16 protein-coding genes are annotated in these 16861 nt (G+C 44.6%); 10 read left to right on the forward strand and 6 right to left on the reverse strand.

Translation table 11 applies throughout. The features are described from left to right. Nucleotides 1-11 precede the first annotated feature (11 nt). The 6 genes from MHB69_RS02100 to MHB69_RS02125 are packed head-to-tail and all read left to right on the forward strand — an operon-like array spanning nucleotide 12 to nucleotide 5306. Complete coding sequence (locus tag MHB69_RS02100; protein WP_024427303.1) at nucleotides 12-515, forward strand: GNAT family N-acetyltransferase; 504 nt, start codon at nucleotides 12-14, stop codon at nucleotides 513-515. 21 nt (nucleotides 516-536) lie between these two features. Then, the gene (locus tag MHB69_RS02105; protein WP_061110643.1) at nucleotides 537-1331 is read left to right on the forward strand and encodes an amino acid ABC transporter substrate-binding protein; all 795 of its coding nucleotides are present in this window, start codon (nucleotides 537-539) and stop codon (nucleotides 1329-1331) included. A 24-nt stretch (nucleotides 1332-1355) separates the two neighbouring features. Then, a complete protein-coding gene (locus tag MHB69_RS02110) occupies nucleotides 1356-2030 on the forward strand; it encodes an amino acid ABC transporter permease (protein ID WP_024427305.1) in 675 nt (224 codons plus the stop codon). A gap of 12 nt (nucleotides 2031-2042) precedes the next feature. Continuing rightward, entirely contained in the window at nucleotides 2043-2789 is a 747-nt protein-coding gene (locus MHB69_RS02115) for an amino acid ABC transporter ATP-binding protein (RefSeq protein ID WP_342495953.1), read from the forward strand. Between the two features lie 34 nt (nucleotides 2790-2823). Next, the gene (locus MHB69_RS02120; protein WP_342495954.1) at nucleotides 2824-3981 is read left to right on the forward strand and encodes an amidohydrolase; all 1158 of its coding nucleotides are present in this window, start codon (nucleotides 2824-2826) and stop codon (nucleotides 3979-3981) included. Continuing rightward, nucleotides 3972-5306 (forward strand): MmgE/PrpD family protein, encoded by a 1335-nt coding sequence (locus MHB69_RS02125; RefSeq protein ID WP_342495955.1) that lies wholly within the window; start codon nucleotides 3972-3974, stop codon nucleotides 5304-5306. The genes MHB69_RS02120 and MHB69_RS02125 overlap by 10 nt, the downstream gene beginning before the upstream one ends. A 60-nt stretch (nucleotides 5307-5366) precedes the next feature. Here the strand turns inward: MHB69_RS02125 and MHB69_RS02130 are convergent, their stop codons facing one another. From MHB69_RS02130 to MHB69_RS02150, 5 genes are all read right to left on the reverse strand, one after another. Next, nucleotides 5367-6212, reverse strand: a complete 846-nt coding sequence (locus MHB69_RS02130) for a GAF domain-containing protein (RefSeq protein ID WP_214755608.1) — start codon at nucleotides 6210-6212, stop codon at nucleotides 5367-5369. 163 nt (nucleotides 6213-6375) lie between these two features. After that, nucleotides 6376-7752, reverse strand: a complete 1377-nt coding sequence (locus tag MHB69_RS02135; RefSeq protein ID WP_034283784.1) for an aspartate kinase — start codon at nucleotides 7750-7752, stop codon at nucleotides 6376-6378. 174 nt (nucleotides 7753-7926) lie between these two features. After that, nucleotides 7927-9363: an MDR family MFS transporter gene (locus MHB69_RS02140; protein ID WP_046313897.1), complete on the reverse strand. Its 1437-nt coding sequence runs from the start codon at nucleotides 9361-9363 to the stop codon at nucleotides 7927-7929. 16 nt (nucleotides 9364-9379) lie between these two features. After that, a complete protein-coding gene (locus tag MHB69_RS02145) occupies nucleotides 9380-10246 on the reverse strand; it encodes a TetR/AcrR family transcriptional regulator (protein ID WP_251027254.1) in 867 nt (288 codons plus the stop codon). A 139-nt stretch (nucleotides 10247-10385) separates the two neighbouring features. Next, a complete protein-coding gene (locus tag MHB69_RS02150) occupies nucleotides 10386-10760 on the reverse strand; it encodes a hypothetical protein (RefSeq protein ID WP_326136053.1) in 375 nt (124 codons plus the stop codon). A gap of 126 nt (nucleotides 10761-10886) precedes the next feature. Between MHB69_RS02150 and MHB69_RS02155 the strand changes: the two genes are divergently transcribed. Next, the gene (locus tag MHB69_RS02155; protein ID WP_034283858.1) at nucleotides 10887-11198 is read left to right on the forward strand and encodes a metalloregulator ArsR/SmtB family transcription factor; all 312 of its coding nucleotides are present in this window, start codon (nucleotides 10887-10889) and stop codon (nucleotides 11196-11198) included. Nucleotides 11199-11229: 31 nt separating this feature from the next. On the opposite strand, the gene MHB69_RS02160 is transcribed toward MHB69_RS02155, so the two are convergent. Continuing rightward, nucleotides 11230-12654 (reverse strand): PLP-dependent aminotransferase family protein, encoded by a 1425-nt coding sequence (locus MHB69_RS02160; protein ID WP_342489807.1) that lies wholly within the window; start codon nucleotides 12652-12654, stop codon nucleotides 11230-11232. 109 nt (nucleotides 12655-12763) lie between these two features. Here MHB69_RS02160 and gabT point away from each other — a divergent pair, with 109 nt between their 5' ends. From gabT to MHB69_RS02175, 3 genes are read left to right on the forward strand one after another with little or no spacing between them, the layout of a single operon-like run. Continuing rightward, nucleotides 12764-14080, forward strand: a complete 1317-nt coding sequence (gene gabT / locus MHB69_RS02165) for a 4-aminobutyrate--2-oxoglutarate transaminase (RefSeq protein WP_342495956.1) — start codon at nucleotides 12764-12766, stop codon at nucleotides 14078-14080. 21 nt (nucleotides 14081-14101) lie between these two features. Beyond that, a complete protein-coding gene (locus MHB69_RS02170; protein WP_342495957.1) occupies nucleotides 14102-15490 on the forward strand; it encodes an APC family permease in 1389 nt (462 codons plus the stop codon). Next, complete coding sequence (locus MHB69_RS02175; RefSeq protein ID WP_342495958.1) at nucleotides 15465-16859, forward strand: NAD-dependent succinate-semialdehyde dehydrogenase; 1395 nt, start codon at nucleotides 15465-15467, stop codon at nucleotides 16857-16859. Before MHB69_RS02170 ends, MHB69_RS02175 begins: the two co-directional genes overlap by 26 nt. Nucleotides 16860-16861: the final 2 nt, after the last annotated feature.

Genomic DNA, 16861 nt, shown 5'->3' on the forward strand with positions numbered 1-16861 from the left:
GGTGACTAACGTTGGGATACACGTTTCGTCTGGCAACAGAGGCAGATATAGAGGCGCTGCTTGAACTGACAACAAGAGCATACGAGCCAATTCGTGAGCTAGGCATCCAGTTCCAAGCAGCACATGCTGATTTCGCTCTCGTTCAGAAAAATGTACAAAAGAATCTTTGCTATGTAATGGAAGAAAACGGAGAGCTTCTATCCACCTTATCACTCCGTATGCCTTGGGGAGAGCAGCCAGGACCGTTCGGCGTCCCTCATATCTGGTGGTTTGCCTCAGAACCAGCCGCCAAAAAAGGCACAGGCTCAGCCTTGCTGGAATGGGTGGAAACCGAAGTGCTAAGGGATACACTGAAGGTGCCGTACGTGTCGCTCGGTACAGCTGATAAGCATCCATGGCTGATAGAGATGTATGAGCGTAAAGGCTATGTCAGAGCAGGAGAAAAAGATTTAGGCAAAGGTCATATCACGGTTTATTTCAAAAAACAATTAAGATCAGATATCACACAACCATAAGAGGAAGAAGGGTATACAAACATGAAAAACAAAAAGTGGCTAGTCGTTCTATTTGCAGCAATGCTGGCAGTTTTAGCAGCTTGCGGCGGCGGCAATCAGAGTGAAGGCAAAGACGAAAAAGTGTTAAAAGTAGGCGCTACAGGACAAAGCTATCCGTTTGCTTATAAAGACAATGGCAAGCTTGTCGGATTCGATGTTGAAGTAACAGAAGCCATTGCGAAAAAGCTTGGCTACAAACTAGACTGGCAGCTGAGTGAATTCAGCGGACTGATGGGACAGCTGACGTCTGGTAAGCTCGATACAGTGTCAAACCAAGTTGCCATCACAGACGAGCGTAAACAAACATTTAACTTTACAGATACGTACGCTTACGCAGGAACACAAATCATCGTGAAAAAAGACAACAACGACATCAAAGGTCTTGACGATTTAAAAGGAAAAACAGTGGCGGCGGTTCTTGGCTCTAACCATGCTAAAAACTTAGAGAGCAAAGACCCGGACAAGAAAATTAAGATTAAAACATATGAAACGCAAGACGGCGTATTAAATGAAGTGGCAAATGGCCGCGTAGATGCTTATGTCAACGGACGCAGTGTATTACTTGCTCAAATTGAAAAAACAGGTCTGCCGCTGAAAATCGTAGGCAACCCAATTGTATATGAAGAAGTAGGCTACCCATTTGCGAAAGATAAAAAGCATGACAAACTAAGAGAAGAATTTAACAAAGCCATCAAAGAATTAAGAGAAGACGGGACACTTAAGAAATTGTCTGAGAAATATTTCAAAGACGATGTCACAGTGCCAATTAAAAAATAACGACAGCGGCGGTGAAGAGCAGACATGAACAAAATTGATTGGCAGTATATGGTGACGGTGTTTCCGACATTGCTTCAATACTTGCCGATAACGATCTTCATGGCGATTGTCTCCATGGTATTTGCCATTATCATTGGTGTGGTATTCGCTCTCATTACGAAAAACCGGATACCTGTTTTATACCAATTTGCCAAGCTGTATATTTCTTTCTTCAGAGCGGTTCCAACCTTGGTTCAGCTCTTTCTCATTTATTTTGGTCTCCCGCAGCTATTCCCTGCGATGACCTCAATGGATGCTTTAACAGCGGTCATTATCGGATTAAGTATTAAGAACTCAGCATACTTAGCAGAAATTTTCAGAGCGGCTCTGAACTCAGTGGATGAAGGGCAGCTTGAGGCATGCTTATCTGTCGGTATGACAAGATGGCAGTCTTACGTTAGAATTATTTTCCCGCAGGCCATTAGAAATGCAATTCCAGCGACGGGGAATACCTTTATCGGTCTTTTAAAAGAAACATCTCTTGCCTTTACGATTGGTGTGGCAGAAATGTTTGCACAAGGGAAGATGATTGCATCGGCGAACTATAAATACTTTGAAACCTATTTAGCCGTAGGGATCGTGTATTGGGTGATGACGATCATTTATAGCTTCCTGCAGGACCTGTTTGAACGAAAAATCAGCAAACCTTACCGGAATTAAGGAGGTGTGGACATGATCAAGCTCACCAATTTGAAGAAATCATTCGGCGACCTTGTCGTCTTAGACGGAATCAATCTCGACGTGCAAAAAGGGCAGGTTGTGGCCATTATCGGACCTTCTGGCTCCGGTAAATCCACCTTGCTGCGCTGCTTAAATTTATTAGAAATACCAGATGAAGGCACGATTGAAATTGGCGATGCGAAGCTCGATGCGTCCAAATTTTCACGTAAAGAAGCCCATCACCTGCGTCAACAAACGGCCATGGTGTTTCAAAACTATAATTTATTTAAAAACAAGACAGCACTGCAAAACATTACAGAATCGTTGCTTGTGACGAAAAAAATGACAAAGCAGCAGGCGAATGAAATCGGTATGAAACTGCTGAAGCAGGTAGGGTTAGAGCAAAAGGCTGACAGCTATCCAGTCACATTATCTGGAGGGCAGCAGCAGCGGATTGGGATTGCCCGCGCGTTAGCGGTTGATCCACATGCGATTTTGCTGGATGAACCAACGTCAGCGCTTGATCCAGAGCTTGTCTCAGGTGTGCTTCAAGTCATTAAATCCATTGCCATTCAAGAAACAACAATGATCATCGTCACACATGAAATGGCGTTTGCAAGAGAAGTGGCAGACCATGTGATTTTCATGGCAGATGGTCATATTATTGAGCAGGGGACGCCAACTGAGCTATTTGATGAAACAAAGAATGAACGAACGAAACGATTTATCCAAAAAGAAGCAGCGGCTGAAGAAGCATAAGCTGCTTTTTATTCTTTAGAGGGGTGAGTGTCTAGTGAAATCAATAGGAAATGAAGCTTTAAACAAACGTTTGATCAACATTCGCCGAGCGCTTCATGAGCATCCAGAGCTGGCGTTTGAAGAATATGAAACGACAAAGAAACTGCGCCGCTGGTTAGAAGAGGAAGGGATTACTGTACTTGATATCCCAGCCCTTCAAACAGGCGTTGTCTGTGAAATCAAAGGAGAACAAGAGGGGCCGACAATTGCTTTGAGAGCCGATATTGATGCACTTCCGATTGAAGAGGCATCTGGCGAACCATTTTCTTCAAAGGTACCGGGTAAAATGCATGCATGCGGTCATGATTTCCATACAGCTTCTATTTTTGGCGCGGCTCTTTTATTAAAAGAGCGGAAACACGAGATCAAAGGAACGGTGCGTATTTTGTTCCAGCCGGCTGAGGAAGTTGCTCAAGGGGCGAAACACGTCATAGAGGCAGGCGTTTTAGATGGAGTCGATGCGATTTTCGGTATGCACAACAAGCCTGACCTGCCAGTTGGCACGATTGGCATTAGAGAAAAAGCATTGATGGCGAGTGTGGACCGGTTTGAAATCGATATTAAAGGAACGGGTGGCCACGCCGGTATTCCAAATCACACGGTAGACCCCATTGCCATCAGCGGGCAGATCACAAGCGCCCTTCAGCAAATCGTCAGCCGCCGCATCAGCTCCTTGCATCATGCGGTTGTCAGTATCACACGTATCCAAGGCGGTACATCATGGAATGTCATACCCGACCGTGTTGAGATGGAAGGAACCGTTCGGACGTTTGAGCCTGAAGTAAGAGCGATGATTCCAGAGCTTATGAAACAAATCGTCAGTGGAATTGCAGAAGGATTTGGAGCAGAGGCTGAAGTAAGATGGCATCCTTATTTGCCATCTGTCATGAATGATGAGCGTCTAAAAAAGGTAGTAGAAGAAACGGCTGGCTCACTTGACTTACATGTCGTGCAGGCAGAGCAGTCACCGGGCGGAGAAGATTTTGCCCTTTATCAAGAACGCATTCCAGGCTTTTTTGTATGGATGGGGACTAGTGGTACGAAGGAGTGGCATCACCCTGCGTTTACATTAAATGAAGACGCACTTCCAGTTTCCGCTGCCTTCTTTGCTGAGCTTGCCGTTCGGGCATTGGAGTCTCGATCATGGAATTAACAAAACATCTGGCAGAAGCAGTGCTTTCTGCTGATCCGCTGCAGGATGAGCGGGCCATTCAAATGGCTGGAAATGGCCTGTTAGACGCGGCAGCATCAGCGCTTGCTGCGAAAGAGGATGAAGGGATTCAGCAGCTGATGCAGCTTGTTGAACAGGAAGGCGGAGCCGCTCAGATTCCTGTCATTGGACAAGGAAAGAAGGTGAGCCGCCAATCTGCAGCAATGCTGAATGGCTACCTCATCCATGCCCTGGATTATGATGATGTGCACTCAGATGTGAGAGGACATCCGAGCGCAGTCATCATTCCAGCGCTGCTATCACAGCTGACAGACGGCAAAGGGTATGGCGAGCGGTTTTTAGCTGCCTACATCACAGGTGTTGAAGTGATGGCAAGACTTGGCGAATCGATCGGTAAGGCGCATTATGAGCGGGGCTGGCATAATACAGGAACACTCGGAGCCATTGCGGCAGTGTGTGCGATGGGCTATTTGAAACAAGTCTCCAAGGAAGAACTGACGAAAGCAATCGGCTTTGCCGGAGCGCAATCAGCCGGAATGCGAAAGCAATTTGGCTCTGATATGAAACCATTACAAGCCGGCTTAGCTGCTAAAACAGCCGTTTGGTCTATGGATTTAGCTTGTTCAGGTTTTGGCGGGAATGACTCGGTTCTTGATGGCGCGCTTGGTTTCTTTTCACTCTATGGAGATCTGGAACTTGCGAAAAGCCGTTTGCTAGAGGGCTATGGTTCTACATGGCGTATCGTTTCGCCGGGGCTGTGGTTCAAAGTATATCCATTCTGCTCAGCAGCCCACCATGCAGCAGATGCGATCCAATCCTTAATGAAAGAGCGGTCTTTCTTGCCGGAGCAGGTAAAACAGGTCGATGTCATATTCCCGCCAGGCGGAGATGCAGCGCTTATTGAGCGGACACCTTTAACCGGGGAAGAAGGACGATTCAGTGTCGAATATGTCATCGCACTTGCAGTGTTTGGACAGACGCTTACGCTGGATGCCTTTACGAAAAAAAACATTCCATCAAACATGCGGACATGGATGAAGCGGGTAAGCAGAGGATATGATCAAACGACAGTACCCCATCCCGATGCTGTTCCAAAAGGACGCTTTACGATTGTGAAGCTCACCTTAACTGACGGCACCACCATCAGCAAACGTGTTGATGTTCCGCAGGGAGCACCCGGACACGCGCTATCGACAGATGATATCATGGAAAAATTAAACAGTGTGACAGACGATTCTCATGCCCAGCTTATGCGGCAGGCAGTAGAAGAGGGGAACGATTCTTCCTTTTTGCAGCTTTTGGTATGATCACGAATGAGGCTCATCCATTGAGATGAGCCTTTCTTTATGGAGTCACAAAATCACAACTTATTCATTCTTGGTAAACGTCAATCCAATATGAGCAAGTGCCTGTGGTAAGTCTTTCCGGATGGTGATGTCTTTAAACGATATATTGGATTGAATCGCACTTAAAGCAAGGTCTTGCTTAATGCCCGTTAAAACTGCCGAAATTCCTAAAAGTCTCAGTGTTTGTGCATAGCTGACCAAATATTGAATGCTTTGTTCATTCAGGCTTTTTGTTCCCGATACATCAATGACCAAATGAGAGAGCGACAGCCTGTAGCTTTCCTGTAAAATGGTTTCCAAAATATGCTGAGCACGTGTCTCTTCGATATCACCAAGCAGAGGAAGCACGGCGACACCATCAACAACAGGTACGATCGGTACAGACAATTGCTTAATCTGCCGGTTAGCACGGTCTAGTTCGAGAACGTAGCTTAATAAAGAAGCCATCGTTTCAAACATATACACATGCTCTTCTGTGAACTGCTTCGGTCTCAAATCAAGTCCGCAAATCGTCCCGTAGTTCGTCCCATCTGTAAAATCAATGGGAACCCCAATAAACGAGCCGTTTTGAAGATGTTTCGTGACCTCTAAGTATTTAGAACGGTCATCCCTCGAAATGTCAGGGATCACAAGTGTATCCTGATGATCGACCGCCAGCTTGCAAAATGTTTTTTCATAAGGAAGTTCTTCTCCTTCTTCAAGAAGCTGCTCGTCATGATTTAGCACCTTTACAATCTGATTGGTGTTTTGATCATTTTTAGCAATAAACAGTGTATTCACATCAATGAATTGACTCATCATGTTTAAAATACTAGTAGAAGCATCATGAAAATTGCGAAACTGTTTTAATAGTTGTTGACGAGGCATTGTTTTAGGACTCCTTGTAGCTCCGAACATAGGCCGGAACGTATAATTGATGTGTCTCTATCATACAAAATCAAACAAGAAATAGATACACTTTAATGCGCAAAAACACTCTGATCGTCGAGATGAAAAAGACTGCCGATCCAAAGATCTGGCAGTCTGCTGATTAAAGAGAGACAGGGACAGTAGACATGGAGAAAAATTCCTCATACAAGGCTTGGACAGCTTCTTTTTCTTGCGCCGCTTTGACGCCAAACATCATGCTGACCTCTGAAGAGCCTTGATTGATCATTTCAATATTGACCTTCGCTTTTGACAGCGCCTTTGCCGCTCTTGCTGTTGTGCCAACATTATGACGCATCGCTTCTCCTACAACCATAATCAGCGAGAGATTTCGCTCTAAAACGACCTCATCTGCATCAAGCACGAGCTTCAAGCGGTCTAGCAGCTCCTCTTCAATATGCTGCTCCTCCAGCTGATCCTGCCGTAAAATAATGGTCATATCATCAATGCCAGAAGGTACGTGCTCATACGTAAGCCCGTATTCCTCTAATGTTTGCAGCACCTTACGTCCAAAACCGACTTCTCTGTTCATCAAATATTTACTAATGTAAATGCTGCAAAATCCATTGTCTGAGGCGATTCCAACAACAGGTCCATTTGTATGGTCCCGCTGATTTACGATTTTTGTCCCTTTTGCCGACGGGTTGTTGGTGTTTTTAATCTGAACTGGAATACCTGCACGGAAGGCAGGAATAAGTGCTTCATCATGGAACACAGAAAAACCAGCATAGGACAGCTCGCGCATTTCCCGGTATGTCAGCTCTGTAATCTCTTTCGGTTCATGAACAATCGTTGGATTGACGGCATAGACAGCATCGACATCTGTAAAGTTTTCATATACATCTGCCTTCAAACCGTTCGCCAAAATGGAGCCGGTAATATCGGAGCCACTTCGCGAAAAGGTGACGATGTCTCCCGCGAGACTAAAGCCAAAAAAGCCAGGGAATATAATAATGCCAGAGCGCTCTCTTAATTTGTACAAATGATCATAAGACTCCGGCAGAACTTGCGCTTGGCCAGGCTCATCGCTCACAAACAAACCAGCTTCCTTTGGATTCACATAATGAGCTTCAACACCCTGGTGGCGGAAATAGGCGGCAATGAGCTTAGCGTTATTGTCTTCACCGCTTGCTTTAATGGCATCAAGATAGCACTCAGGGCGGGATGAATCAGCCTGTAATAATGTGTCTAGATCTTGCCTGATGGTATCGATAATGTCTTGACCTAATCCGAGTTCATCCGCTATTGAGGCATACCTCTCGATGACTGCTTCCTTTAAATCATGTGCTTCGCCTAAACGTAAATATTGTTCGCCGCAGCTAATTAATAGATCGGTGACCTTCGTATCCGTTGAATGCCGTTTTCCTGGTGCGGAAACAACGACTGCTTTTCGAGCTGGATCTGCTGTTACAATGTCAAATACCTTTTGCAGCTGCTTGCCAGATGCAAGTGAACTGCCACCAAATTTAACGACCTTCAATGCATACATCTCCTATAGTAAAAATTTTCTCACAAATTGAATAGTTCCTATTATCAACTCTTTTCCTTAAATTATCAAGGTTTTTCTTTACTAGAAATACAAATGTGTTTTCAGAGAGGACGATATTGTATGAGTATATGAAAAAAGAGCCGGCCATATGCCGAGCTCTTTTTCTTATGAAGAAGACGAGGAGGAAGATAGCTCCTGCTTCATCACTTTATTCTCACGTTTTTTTTCCTTTAAGAAAAAAGAGAGGACGAGTCCAATGACCGCAATCAGACCAGAAATGAAGAATGACGTATTCATTCCATGAACGGCCGATTTTAATGGATTGGCCAATTCTGCATTTGCAGCAGAGGTGCTCATGATGGAAACAAGCACAGCCGTTCCAATGGAACCGCCTATTTGTCTCATCGTGTTATTCATCGCTGTCCCATGAGGGATCAAATGAGGCGGTAAAGAGTTAATACCTGCGGTTGTCAGCGGCATCATGATCATCCCAACCCCAATTAAGCGAAGTGTGTAGGCGACCGTAATGAGGGCGATTGATGAATCAAGGGTGAGCAGCATAAACGGCAGGGTGGTAACGGTGAGTATCGTAAAACCGCCTAATGCCAGCCCTTTTCCGCCGACTTTATCAAAAATCCGTCCGATAATCGGTGACAGGAGTCCCATGAAGAGAGCACCTGGCAGTAAGATAAGCCCTGTATCAAGTGCAGACAGCCCTCTGACATTCTGCGTATAAAGCGGCAGAATCGTCTCTGTACCAATCAATAAAGCAAAGACAAGCATCCCAAGGAAGGTTGTTAAGCTAAAGATCGCAAATTTAAATACACCAAACTCAAGCATCGGTCTTGTTAAGTTCGACTGGCGCAAGATAAAGAAGAACAAGCTCACAGCGCCGACAATCAGCGAAATGAGAACAGTTGCACTCGTCCATCCATATGTGCCGACACTAGAAAATCCGTAAAGCAGCCCGCCGAAACCGAAGGACGACAAGATGACAGATAAGACATCAATACGTGTCTCTCTTTGCTGCGTCACATTTTTCATTAAGAAGAAAGCAAGAATGAGATCAATGATACCGATTGGCAGAACAATATAGAACAAGAACTTCCAGCTGAAGGAGTCAACAATCCAGCCGCCAAGTGTTGGCCCAAGTGCAGGTGCGAACGAAATGACAAGTCCGACCATGCCCATTGCCTGCCCGCGTTTTTCTTTCGGGAAAATGGTTAAAAAGATCGTTTGCATCAGCGGCATTAAAATCCCTGCACCGGCTGCCTGCACGATACGCGCAGCAAGTAACACCGGGAAATTTGTTGCAAATGAAGCAAGAATTGTACCGGCTGTAAAGATGCTAAGTGCCGTTAAAACTAAAGAACGGCTTGAAAATTTCTCAATGAGGAAAGCCGTAATAGGGATGAGAATCCCGTTTGTCAGCATAAAGGCTGTTGTAAGCCACTGTCCTTTGCTGACCTCAATATTGAAATCTTCCATGATATGCGGGATCGCTGGAATGAGAAGCGTTTGGTTTAAAATCGCAACGAATGCCCCAACGAGGAAAATCCCAACAATCACAGATCGATTATACGATGTAGTTGATTGGTTCATGTTATCCCTTCTTTATCTATAAAATGATGCTTTTCAGCTGTGACACGTTTTGTGATAAAACGCTGTTTTTGCCTAAATAATCGAGCAGTGAGCTGACTAAAAAGGTTCTCGGTTCATCCTTTGATAATTCTTGATTGAGCAGCTCATACGCAGAGAGGAGATCGTCTTTTTCTTCTCCGTTTGACAGTGCGTGAAGCTCTTGTTTGATCTTCGTTAAGTACGAGATGACAAGTTTTTCTTCATCATATCCGTCCTGTGATGAAAACAAATAAGATTCCATCAGCTGATCTGTTAACACAGGCTCAATTGAGCAAGGTTTTTTCGATACACGGTCCATCACACCGATAATCATCTCGGCAGCATTTTCTAATTTGATGTTCTTGTGCTCAATCGCCAGCATTAAGATGAATTCTCTCATTAATCCATTGAGAACAATCACGAGATCCCAGACATAAGGAGCGACGGATTCACCATATGTGCTCAAAATAATGTCTCTGTGCCGCTGCATGATAATGGAGCGTGTCTCCCGTAAGTGTTTAATGACAATAGGCGAATGCTGAGAAAAAGCTTCAAAGGACAGCATGTTCAAAAATTTATGATTCTCTTTAAACTCTTCAAGCTCAAGCTTGATCTTCTTTGTGAATTTTTCCTTTTTGGACAGCGTCGTTTCTGAATGAATGATGCGGGAAATCTCTCTCATTTTGCGCTGATTGTATTTAATCAGTTCTAGTAGAAGAGCTTCCTTTGAATCAAACAGTTTATAAATAGACGCTTTTGATATTTTACAGGCATCGGCAATTGACTGCATGGAGACACTCATATAGCCTTTTTGAGAAAATAATTTCTTTGAAACCCGCAAAATCTCTTCTTGCTTTTCGTTCATCTTCATAAGTCCTTTCCGAATCGGCAAAACCATAGGGTCACAATGGAAACCGAGTGGTCACTTTTGCTATGATAACAAAACCAATGCCCTAAGACAAGAAAATGAACTTAAAAAAATACCCGTCTGCATGACAGGTATTTTATCCTTCCGCATGTGCGACATATATTTTTGTTTTGCCGTGAAGTTCGATGACCAAAATGTCTTCTCTCTCTTTCACAGAGTAAATAGCGGTCCCTTTTTGCAGCCTAGAAGCTGTACCATGTTCAAAATTTTTGGCGGCTGTTTTCTGAATGACACCTACTTGCTGATGTTTTGTGACGTGTAAGGATGTCGTCCAATCTACATTTGTTTCATAGACCGTTCCTTCCCATTGAAATAAATCTGCCTGCTGATCCATAGCTAATAACTCTTCCGCACTAGGTGGTTTTGACTGAGAATATTGGACGGACTGGCAGGCGCAGAGGAAGATCGCGAGAATCATCATCAATAAACTAATCCATATATTATGTTTCAAAATGGGTTCCTTCCCTTCAGACAGTCTCATGAATAATGGACGTTTGTGAAGCCATATCGTTACTTGACTAGTCAGCTTCAGGTGAATGAGATTGTATGTTGGCACAAAATACGATACATTTATTGTATGACGAATCCAAACCATCCAAACAAAGAAGATATGAGACTGATTTCTGTGCTGCACGCATTGGCTGATCCAATCCGGTTAGAAATTGTCCGCTGCTTAGCAGAGGCGGGGGAGAGGACATGCGGCACGTATGAGATGAATATTGCCAAATCCACGCTTTCCCATCACTTCAAAGTGCTGAGGGAGGCAGGCGTCGTGAAAGTGAGAATTGACGGGAAGCACCGTTACTATTCTTTAAGAAAAGAAGACATCGAGACCGCTTTTCCTGGACTCATGTCATCGATTCTAGCTATAGATAAAAAGCGGTGGTAAGCCAGCTGTCTGTGAAGGGCAGCTGGCTGTTTTATTTCCCGAAAATGGCGTCATACAGCCGTTTCACTGCCGGCTGAATATCCTCTTGCTTCATATGTGAGAAGCCGAGGACGAGCGGAACAAAGCCTGGCTGATGCCCCGGCAATTGCTCATCAAGGGTAAAGCGATCCATTCCGTACATTTTCAGCTTTCTTTCTTTCGCTCGCTGTAAAATCTCATGCTGCGTTCGATTTGAGCGAAATTCTGCAATAAAATGAAGCCCGGCATTTTCTCCAATAATCCGCACATTGTCAGCAAAAACCGTATTGAGCTCTTCAATAAGCTGCTTCCGTTTTTCCTCATATAAACCATTCATTCGTTTAATATGCCGTTGATACGCCCCATCTTTTATAAAATGAAGAAGGGTGTATTGTGTAAAAAGATTAGCTGTTTGAATGAAAAAATGCTGTTCCTCCTTATAGCGTCTCAATAAATGCTGAGGCAGCACCATATAGCTTAGCCGCAAGCCGGGCAGCAATGATTTTGAAAAGGTGCCCATATAAATGACTTTGTCATATCGGTCAAGACTTTGCAGCGCCGGAATGCTGTCTGTGCCATATTTAAATTCACTGTCATAATCATCCTCAATGATATAACGGTCTGGCTGATCAGCTGCCCAGTTTAAAAGTTGAATACGCCGGGAAATCGGCATAATCACCCCTGTTGGAAATTGATGTGAAGGGGTAATGATCAACACATTCGGCTGTTTTTTATGAATGTCGCTCATCCGCACACCTTTTTGGTCAATGCCAATCGTTTCAATTTGGTGATGATTGTTTTTCAGCATTTGATAGAGCCGGCGGTAGCCGGGGTTTTCTAGCCCATATACTTGATCGGCTGGAAGAATGCTTGATAACGAATGGATCAGTGACTGTGTGCCTGCACTTAAAATGAGCTGTTCTGGATAGCATTTGACTCCTCGCGCAAGTCCGATCAGCCGGGCAATCGTTTCCCTCAGCTCATACACACCTTGTGGATGCGGAAGCTCACCGAAGGCATCTTGGTGGAGATGGATCGCCTTTTGTTCACTTTTCAGCCAGCTTTTAAATGGAAAGTTCGCTGTATCGACGGAGATATGTGAAAAGGAATACCAGTCGTCTCGTGCAATCGGTTCTTCCTTTAAATCTACAGGAAGAGAAGAGGGTTTTAGCTGACCAGATTCATGAAACGTTTCTAGTGATTCCACGAAAAACCCTTTGCGTTCAATCGAATATAAATATCCCTCGGCAAGCAGCTGCTGATAGGCGCCATTCACTGAATTAACGCTGACGTTTAATGTATCGGCTAACTCTCGTTTGGACGGTAATTGATCTTGCGGCTGAAGGTTGCGGTTTAAGATTTCCCCTTTAATTTTCATATAAATTTGATGATAAATATATCCGTTTTGCCCTGTTTGATCTAGTTGAATTGTCAGCATCTCATCATTCCATCCTCTCTGGTACCATGAAAAAAATGATATTGGTACTTTCTATCATACCAAAAAATATTCAGAATAATAAAAAAGGATATAAAGGGGATGGATGACAATGAGTCAAACGACAACAAACCGTTTTTCAACTGAAGAATGGCAGGGGAAAAGAGATCAATACGTCGCAAGAGGCGTGAGTAATGGCAACCGTCATCTTGCAGCGAAGGGGAAAGGAGCCGAGCTGTTCGATATTGATGGGAACCGATTTATCGATTTTGCAGGCGCCATTGGCACATTAAACGTAGGACATTCACATCCAAAGGTCGTGGAAGCGGTCAAAGCACAGGCAGAGAGCCTGATTCACCCAGGATTCAACGTGATGATGTACGAATCGTATATCGAATTGGCAGAGAAGCTGTGCCATCTCACACCAGGGGATCATGATAAGAAAGCCATTTTTCTTAATTCAGGTGCAGAAGCTGTTGAAAATGCGGTGAAAATTGCACGTAAATATACGAAAAGACAGGCCGTTGTGTCGTTCACAAGAGGTTTTCACGGCAGAACGAATATGACAATGAGCATGACGAGCAAGGTTAAGCCGTATAAATTTGGGTTCGGGCCATTTGCATCTGAGGTGTACCAAGCACCGTATCCTTATTACTATCAAAAACCTGAAGGATTAAGCGATGCTGCTTACGACGAGTACATCATTGATCAATTCAATCAATTCTTCGTCGCAGCCGTTGCACCAGAAACCGTTGCTTGTGTGGTCATGGAACCAGTCCAAGGGGAGGGCGGATTCATTGTGCCATCGAAGCGCTTCGTTCAGCATGTCGCTTCCTTCTGTCAGCAACACGGGATTGTCTTTGTTGCAGATGAAATCCAAACCGGTTTTGCAAGAACAGGGAAATACTTTGCGATTGAGCACTTTGATGTGGTACCGGACTTAATTACTGTGTCAAAATCTCTTGCAGCTGGCTTACCGCTGAGCGGTGTCGTTGGCAGAAAAGAACTGCTTGATGCGGCAGATCCAGGGGAGCTTGGGGGAACATATGCAGGAAGTCCGTTAGGCTGTGTGGCTGCACTGGCTGTCCTTGATATCATTGAAACAGAACAACTGAATCAACGATCTGAACATATTGGACAAGTCATTGAGGACAAAGCCAATGAATGGAGAACAGCGTATCCATTCATTGGGGAAGTCCGCCGGTTAGGGGCAATGGCGGCAATTGAAATTGTGGAAGATCAAACAACGCGTACACCAGATAAGAAAAGAGCCGCAGCGATTGCAGCATATGCAAATGAGCACGGGCTGCTTCTTTTAACGGCAGGGATTAATGGGAATATCATTCGCTTCTTAACACCACTTGTCATCACAGATGAGCTGCTTCACGAAGGACTAGGGATCATCGAGGGCGCCTTCAAAGCACGCTAAACAACAAAGGGGGATGGTTGTATGCAAAAACAACAAATGGCAAAAACCATGTCGCAGTCTGACGTACTGTTTTTGTCCATTGGTGCAATGCTTGGCTGGGGCTGGGTTGTACTTTCGGGAGATTGGATTTTAACAGCTGGATTTTTAGGCAGTGTGATTGCTTTCGTTATAGGCGGTATTCTCGTCATCTTTATCGGACTTACGTATGCTGAGCTTTCGTCTGCGATTCCAGAGACAGGCGGAGGGCTCGTTTTTGTCCAGCGGGCATTTGGGATGAAAGCAGCGTTCGTCTCAGCATGGGGCGTATTATTTGGTTATGTGTCTGTGATTACGTTTGAAGCTGTCGCCTTGCCGACCGTCATTGATTATGTGATTCCAACACAGCATGCTGGCTTCTTATGGAATATAGGGGGATGGGACGTTTATTTCACGTGGGTATTGATTGGATCTGGCGGTGCATTGTTTTTAACAGCGCTGAATTACATTGGGGCGAAGCCTGCTGCCATTTTTCAGTCCGTGTTCACAGTGGCGATTATTCTGACAGGCTTTCTCCTTTTAGGCGGCGCAACATTTAATGGAGATTTTGCAAACCTTGAGCCGATGTTTCAAGGCGGGGTTGGCGGTCTTATGGCGGTGTTAGTCATGATTCCCTTTTTATTCGTTGGGTTTGATGTCATTCCGCAAGTAGCGGCGGAGATTAACGCACCAAAAAAAATCATTGGGAGAATCTTGATTATTTCCATCGTGAGTGCGGTCATTTTTTATCTGCTTATTGTTTTTGGGGTAGCTGCTGGAATGTCAAAGGGACAGCTTGAAGCCTCTTCATTAGCAACAGCAGATGCGATGGTTCAGCTTCTCGGTCATCAAGTGTTTGGAACAGTGCTGGTTATCGGCGGTGTAGCAGGGATTGTGACGAGCTGGAATGCTTTTATTATCGGTGCAAGCCGTATTTTATATGCTATGGCGGAAAGAGGTATGATTTCCAAATGGTTTGCGTATATTCATCCAAAGTATAAAACACCGACAAATGCCATTTTATTTCTTGGGGCTTTGGCTTTTTTCGCTCCATTACTAGGGCGCCCTGCCCTCGTATGGATTGTCAATGCGGGCGGTGTCGGAATCATCGTAGGGTACTTAATCGTGTCCATTGCCTTTATGAGACTTCGGAAAACAGAACCTGAGCTGGAGCGTCCATATCGCATAAAATATTGGCGGACGACAGGTGTTTTAGCTATCGGACTGAGTCTTCTTTTCCTTTCATTTTACTTTCCAGGAATGCCGGCCTCCTTATCTTGGCCAGCTGAATGGATATTGCTTTTAGGTTGGGTACTCATTGGGTATATACTATATGTAATGAATCCAAGAACGAAGGAGACGATAGAGCATGACAAACGAACTCAAAGTGTATAATCCTGCAACAGGAGAAGAAATTGCTTCAGTTGCTCAGCATACAAAAGAACAGATCCAAGACGCAATTTCCCGCTCACATAAAGCATTCAAATCATGGGCAAAAACGTCAGCACATGAACGTGCCAATATCATTCGCAAGTGGTTTGATCTGATGATTGAGCATAAAGAGAGGCTTGCGAAAATCATCACAGAAGAAAACGGAAAGCCATATCAAGAAGCATTAGGAGAAATCGTCTATGCGGCTGGTTATATTGAATGGTACGCAGAAGAAGCAAAGCGAATCTACGGCAGAACCATCCCGTCACATACGACGAACAAACGCCTTTTCGTCACAAAACAGCCAGTTGGTCCTGTTGCTGCCATTACTCCGTGGAATTTCCCTGCGGCGATGATTACGAGAAAGGCAGCTCCTGCGCTTGCAGCAGGCTGTACGTTTATTGTAAAACCTGCTGAAGACACACCGCTGACAGCTATAGAACTAGTAAAATTAGGTCATGAAGCCGGCATTCCAGAGGATGCACTGCAATGGGTTGTGGGAGATGGCAAAGAAGTGGGTGAAATCTTCACAGATAGTCCATTGATTCGAAAAATCACGTTTACAGGCTCAACGCCCGTCGGGAAGCACCTGATCAAAAACAGTGCCAGTACAGTCAAACACGTATCAATGGAGCTTGGCGGTCATGCTCCGCTCATCGTAGACAAGGATGCGAATCTTGAACTAGCTGTCAAACAAGCAGTGGCATCTAAGTTTCGGAACGCAGGGCAAACCTGTATCTGTGCCAACCGCTTAATTGTGCATGAAGACATTCATGAAGCATTTGCGCAAAGATTCAGCAAAGAAGTAGAAAAGCTGAAAGTAGGAAATGGCTTTGAAGAAGGCACATCCATCGGTCCAATTATCAACAAGCGCGGTTTTGATAAAATTGTCGGCCAAATTCAAGATGCAGTGGATAAAGGGGCGAAAGTTCTTGTAGGCGGCGATACGCATTTCGACGATGACAAATCATATTATTTTGTCCAGCCAACGGTTCTTACACATGTGGACCCTTCGATGAACATTATGCATGAAGAGACCTTTGGTCCAGTGGCACCTATTACGACATTCAAAACGTTAGACGAGGCAATTGAATTAGCCAACGATACACCTTTTGGCCTTGCAGCTTATTTCTTTACAGAAAATTATCGGAACGGACTCTACATTTCAGAACATCTCGATTATGGGATCATTGGCTGGAATGATGGCGGTCCATCGGCTGTCCAAGCACCTTTTGGCGGTATGAAAGAGAGCGGAATTGGCCGAGAAGGCGGCATCGAAGGGATCGAGCCTTATTTAGAAACAAAATATGTATCCATTGGTTTAGACGAATAAAC

Source organism: Bacillus sp. FSL K6-0994 (genome assembly GCF_038630815.1).
GTDB lineage: Bacteria > Bacillota > Bacilli > Bacillales > Bacillaceae > Bacillus > Bacillus safensis.

Bases quoted from the DNA above. Each gene is read 5' to 3' on its own strand.
- MHB69_RS02105 (WP_061110643.1), top strand. From the start codon at position 537: ATGAAAAACAAAAAGTGGCTAGTCGTTCTATTTGCAGCAATGCTGGCA.
- MHB69_RS02110 (WP_024427305.1), top strand. From the start codon at position 1,356: ATGAACAAAATTGATTGGCAGTATATGGTGACGGTGTTTCCGACATTG.
- MHB69_RS02115 (WP_342495953.1), top strand. From the start codon at position 2,043: ATGATCAAGCTCACCAATTTGAAGAAATCATTCGGCGACCTTGTCGTC.
- MHB69_RS02125 (WP_342495955.1), top strand. From the start codon at position 3,972: ATGGAATTAACAAAACATCTGGCAGAAGCAGTGCTTTCTGCTGATCCG.
- MHB69_RS02130 (WP_214755608.1), bottom strand. From the start codon at position 6,212: ATGCCTCGTCAACAACTATTAAAACAGTTTCGCAATTTTCATGATGCT.
- MHB69_RS02140 (WP_046313897.1), bottom strand. From the start codon at position 9,363: ATGAACCAATCAACTACATCGTATAATCGATCTGTGATTGTTGGGATT.
- MHB69_RS02145 (WP_251027254.1), bottom strand. From the start codon at position 10,246: ATGAACGAAAAGCAAGAAGAGATTTTGCGGGTTTCAAAGAAATTATTT.
- MHB69_RS02155 (WP_034283858.1), top strand. From the start codon at position 10,887: ATGACGAATCCAAACCATCCAAACAAAGAAGATATGAGACTGATTTCT.
- MHB69_RS02160 (WP_342489807.1), bottom strand. From the start codon at position 12,654: ATGCTGACAATTCAACTAGATCAAACAGGGCAAAACGGATATATTTAT.
- gabT (WP_342495956.1), top strand. From the start codon at position 12,764: ATGAGTCAAACGACAACAAACCGTTTTTCAACTGAAGAATGGCAGGGG.
- MHB69_RS02170 (WP_342495957.1), top strand. From the start codon at position 14,102: ATGCAAAAACAACAAATGGCAAAAACCATGTCGCAGTCTGACGTACTG.
- MHB69_RS02175 (WP_342495958.1), top strand. From the start codon at position 15,465: ATGACAAACGAACTCAAAGTGTATAATCCTGCAACAGGAGAAGAAATT.